The 3,553-nt window shown below is 43.4% G+C and carries 6 protein-coding genes and 1 pseudogene; 4 read left to right on the top strand and 3 right to left on the bottom strand.

The window, feature by feature from the left end:
• The first annotated feature begins 201 nt into the window (after positions 1-201).
• From ACZ25R_RS00035 to rzpD, 3 genes and pseudogenes are all read left to right on the top strand, one after another.
• Positions 202-525 (top strand): annotated as a pseudogene (locus ACZ25R_RS00035) (phage holin, lambda family).
• Positions 509-985 carry a glycoside hydrolase family 24 protein gene (locus tag ACZ25R_RS00030; protein ID WP_000229403.1) on the top strand — a complete coding sequence of 159 codons (477 nt, stop codon included), beginning with the start codon at positions 509-511 and terminating at the stop codon, positions 983-985. The pseudogene ACZ25R_RS00035 and the gene ACZ25R_RS00030 overlap by 17 nt, the downstream one beginning before the upstream one ends.
• On the top strand, positions 982-1,443 hold the full coding sequence (gene rzpD / locus ACZ25R_RS00025) for a prophage endopeptidase RzpD (protein WP_000092275.1): 462 nt from the start codon (positions 982-984) through the stop codon (positions 1,441-1,443). The genes ACZ25R_RS00030 and rzpD overlap by 4 nt, the downstream gene beginning before the upstream one ends.
• Before the next feature lie 31 nt (positions 1,444-1,474).
• Here rzpD and bor read toward each other — a convergent pair whose 3' ends face one another.
• Positions 1,475-1,768 (bottom strand): serum resistance lipoprotein Bor, encoded by a 294-nt coding sequence (bor, locus tag ACZ25R_RS00020; RefSeq protein ID WP_000738492.1) that lies wholly within the window; start codon positions 1,766-1,768, stop codon positions 1,475-1,477.
• Between the two features lie 289 nt (positions 1,769-2,057).
• Positions 2,058-2,468 carry a DUF1398 domain-containing protein gene (locus tag ACZ25R_RS00015; RefSeq protein ID WP_012775990.1) on the bottom strand — a complete coding sequence of 137 codons (411 nt, stop codon included), beginning with the start codon at positions 2,466-2,468 and terminating at the stop codon, positions 2,058-2,060.
• A 285-nt stretch (positions 2,469-2,753) separates the two neighbouring features.
• On the opposite strand from ACZ25R_RS00015, the gene ybcW reads away from it, so the two are divergent.
• Complete coding sequence (gene ybcW / locus ACZ25R_RS00010; protein ID WP_001031427.1) at positions 2,754-2,960, top strand: protein YbcW; 207 nt, start codon at positions 2,754-2,756, stop codon at positions 2,958-2,960.
• Positions 2,961-3,124: 164 nt separating this feature from the next.
• On the opposite strand, the gene ACZ25R_RS00005 is transcribed toward ybcW, so the two are convergent.
• Complete coding sequence (locus ACZ25R_RS00005) at positions 3,125-3,319, bottom strand: YlcI/YnfO family protein (protein ID WP_001421937.1); 195 nt, start codon at positions 3,317-3,319, stop codon at positions 3,125-3,127.
• Positions 3,320-3,553: the final 234 nt, after the last annotated feature.

Genomic DNA, 3,553 nt, shown 5'->3' with positions numbered 1-3,553 from the left:
ATTGTGTTTGTTAGTCGCTTTTTTTTTTTGGAATTTTTTTTTTGGAATTTTTTTTTTGCGCTAACAACCTCCTGCCGTTTTGCCCGTGCATATCGGTCACGAACAAATCTGATTACTAAACACAGTAGCCTGGATTTGTTCTATCAGTAATCGACCTTATTCCTAATTAAATAGAGCAAATCCCCTTATTGGGGGTAAGACATGAAGATGCCAGAAAAACATGACCTGTTGGCCGCCATTCTCGCGGCAAAGGAACAAGGCATCGGGGCAATCCTTGCGTTTGCAATGGCGTACCTTCGCGGCAGATATAATGGCGGTGCGTTTACAAAAACAGTAATCGACGCAACGATGTGCGCCATTATCGCCTAGTTCATTCGTGACCTTCTCGACTTCGCCGGACTAAGTAGCAATCTCGCTTATATAACGAGCGTGTTTATCGGCTACATCGGTACTGACTCGATTGGTTCGCTTATCAAACGCTTCGCTGCTAAAAAAGCCGGAGTAGAAGATGGTAGAAATCAATAATCAACGTAAGGCGTTCCTCGATATGCTGGCGTGGTCGGAGGGAACTGATAACGGACGTCAGAAAACCAGAAATCATGGTTATGACGTCATTGTAGGCGGAGAGCTATTTACTGATTACTCCGATCACCCTCGCAAACTTGTCACGCTAAACCCAAAACTCAAATCAACAGGCGCCGGACGCTACCAGCTTCTTTCCCGTTGGTGGGATGCCTACCGCAAGCAGCTTGGCCTGAAAGACTTCTCTCCGAAAAGTCAGGACGCTGTGGCATTGCAGCAGATTAAGGAGCGTGGCGCTTTACCTATGATTGATCGTGGTGATATCCGTCAGGCAATCGACCGTTGCAGCAATATCTGGGCTTCACTGCCGGGCGCTGGTTATGGTCAGTTCGAGCATAAGGCTGACAGCCTGATTGCAAAATTCAAAGAAGCGGGCGGAACGGTCAGAGAGATTGATGTATGAGCAGAGTCACCGCGATTATCTCCGCTCTGGTTATCTGCATCATCGTCTGCCTGTCATGGGCTGTTAATCATTACCGTGATAACGCCATTACCTACAAAGCCCAGCGCGACAAAAATGCCAGAGAACTGAAGCTGGCGAACGCGGCAATTACTGACATGCAGATGCGTCAGCGTGATGTTGCTGCGCTCGATGCAAAATACACGAAGGAGTTAGCTGATGCTAAAGCTGAAAATGATGCTCTGCGTGATGATGTTGCCGCTGGTCGTCGTCGGTTGCACATCAAAGCAGTCTGTCAGTCAGTGCGTGAAGCCACCACCGCCTCCGGCGTGGATAATGCAGCCTCCCCCCGACTGGCAGACACCGCTGAACGGGATTATTTCACCCTCAGAGAGAGGCTGATCACTATGCAAAAACAACTGGAAGGAACCCAGAAGTATATTAATGAGCAGTGCAGATAGAGTTGCCCATATCGATGGGCAACTCATGCAATTATTGTGAGCAATACACACGCGCTTCCAGCGGAGTATAAATGCCTAAAGTAATAAAACCGAGCAATCCATTTACGAATGTTTGCTGGGTTTCTGTTTTAACAACATTTTCTGCGCCGCCACAAATTTTGGCTGCATCGACAGTTTTCTTCTGCCCAATTCCAGAAACGAAGAAATGATGGGTGATGGTTTCCTTTGGTGCTACTGCTGCCGGTTTGTTTTGAACAGTAAACGTCTGTTGAGCACATCCTGTAATAAGCAGGGCCAGCGCAGTAGCGAGTAGCATTTTTTTCATGGTGTTATTCCCGATGCTTTTTGAAGTTCGCAGAATCGTATGTGTAGAAAATTAAACAAACCCTAAACAATGAGTTGAAATTTCATATTGTTAATATTTATTAATGTATGTCAGGTGCGATGAATCGTCATTGTATTCCCGGATTAACTATGTCCACAGCCCTGACGGGGAACTTCTCTGCGGGAGTGTCCGGGAATAATTAAAACGATGCACACAGGGTTTAGCGCGTACACGTATTGCATTATGCCAACGCCCCGGTGCTGACACGGAAGAAACCGGACGTTATGATTTAGCGTGGAAAGATTTGTGTAGTGTTCTGAATGCTCTCAGTAAATAGTAATGAATTATCAAAGGTATAGTAATATCTTTTATGTTCATGGATATTTGTAACCCATCGGAAAACTCCTGCTTTAGCAAGATTTTCCCTGTATTGCTGAAATGTGATTTCTCTTGATTTCAACCTATCATAGGACGTTTCTATAAGATGCGTGTTTCTTGAGAATTTAACATTTACAACCTTTTTAAGTCCTTTTATTAACACGGTGTTATCGTTTTCTAACACGATGTGAATATTATCTGTGGCTAGATAGTAAATATAATGTGAGACGTTGTGACGTTTTAGTTCAGAATAAAACAATTCACAGTCTAAATCTTTTCGCACTTGATCGAATATTTCTTTAAAAATGGCAACCTGAGCCATTGGTAAAACCTTCCATGTGATACGAGGGCGCGTAGTTTGCATTATCGTTTTTATCGTTTCAATCTGGTCTGACCTCCTTGTGTTTTGTTGATGATTTATGTCAAATATTAGGAATGTTTTCACTTAATAGTATTGGTTGCGTAACAAAGTGCGGTCCTGCTGGCATTCTGGAGGGAAATACAACCGACAGATGTATGTAAGGCCAACGTGCTCAAATCTTCATACAGAAAGATTTGAAGTAATATTTTAACCGCTAGATGAAGAGCAAGCGCATGGAGCGACAAAATGAATAAAGAACAATCTGCTGATGATCCCTCCGTGGATCTGATTCGTGTAAAAAATATGCTTAATAGCACCATTTCTATGAGTTACCCTGATGTTGTAATTGCATGTATAGAACATAAGGTGTCTCTGGAAGCATTCAGAGCAATTGAGGCAGCGTTGGTGAAGCACGATAATAATATGAAGGATTATTCCCTGGTGGTTGACTGATCACCATAACTGCTAATCATTCAAACTATTTAGTCTGTGACAGAGCCAACACGCAGTCTGTCACTGTCAGGAAAGTGGTAAAACTGCAACTCAATTACTGCAATGCCCTCGTAATTAAGTGAATTTACAATATCGTCCTGTTCGGAGGGAAGAACGCGGGATGTTCATTCTTCATCACTTTTAATTGATGTATATGCTCTCTTTTCTGACGTTAGTCTCCGACGGCAGGCTTCAATGACCCAGGCTGAGAAATTCCCGGACCCTTTTTGCTCAAGAGCGATGTTAATTTGTTCAATCATTTGGTTAGGAAAGCGGATGTTGCGGGTTGTTGTTCTGCGGGTTCTGTTCTTCGTTGACATGAGGTTGCCCCGTATTCAGTGTCGCTGATTTGTATTGTCTGAAGTTGTTTTTACGTTAAGTTGATGCAGATCAATTAATACGATACCTGCGTCATAATTGATTATTTGACGTGGTTTGATGGCCTCCACGCACGTTGTGATATGTAGATGATAATCATTATCACTTTACGGGTCCTTTCCGGTGAAAAAAAAGGTACCAAAAAAAACATCGTCGTGAGTAGTGAACCGTAAGCA

Source organism: Phyllobacterium sp. RCAM01083 (assembly GCF_055685835.1).
The sequence above is the reverse complement of the archived record's forward strand: the minus strand, read 5'-3'. Positions and strand labels throughout refer to the sequence as shown.

What these genes read in the sequence shown, in the direction of transcription:
- bor (WP_000738492.1), bottom strand. Translation starts at nt 1,768, where the DNA reads ATGAAAAAAATGCTACTCGCTACTGCGCTGGCCCTGCTTATTACAGGA.
- ACZ25R_RS00030 (WP_000229403.1), top strand. Translation starts at nt 509, where the DNA reads ATGGTAGAAATCAATAATCAACGTAAGGCGTTCCTCGATATGCTGGCG.
- ACZ25R_RS00015 (WP_012775990.1), bottom strand. Translation starts at nt 2,468, where the DNA reads ATGGCTCAGGTTGCCATTTTTAAAGAAATATTCGATCAAGTGCGAAAA.
- rzpD (WP_000092275.1), top strand. Translation starts at nt 982, where the DNA reads ATGAGCAGAGTCACCGCGATTATCTCCGCTCTGGTTATCTGCATCATC.
- ACZ25R_RS00005 (WP_001421937.1), bottom strand. Translation starts at nt 3,319, where the DNA reads ATGTCAACGAAGAACAGAACCCGCAGAACAACAACCCGCAACATCCGC.
- ybcW (WP_001031427.1), top strand. Translation starts at nt 2,754, where the DNA reads ATGAATAAAGAACAATCTGCTGATGATCCCTCCGTGGATCTGATTCGT.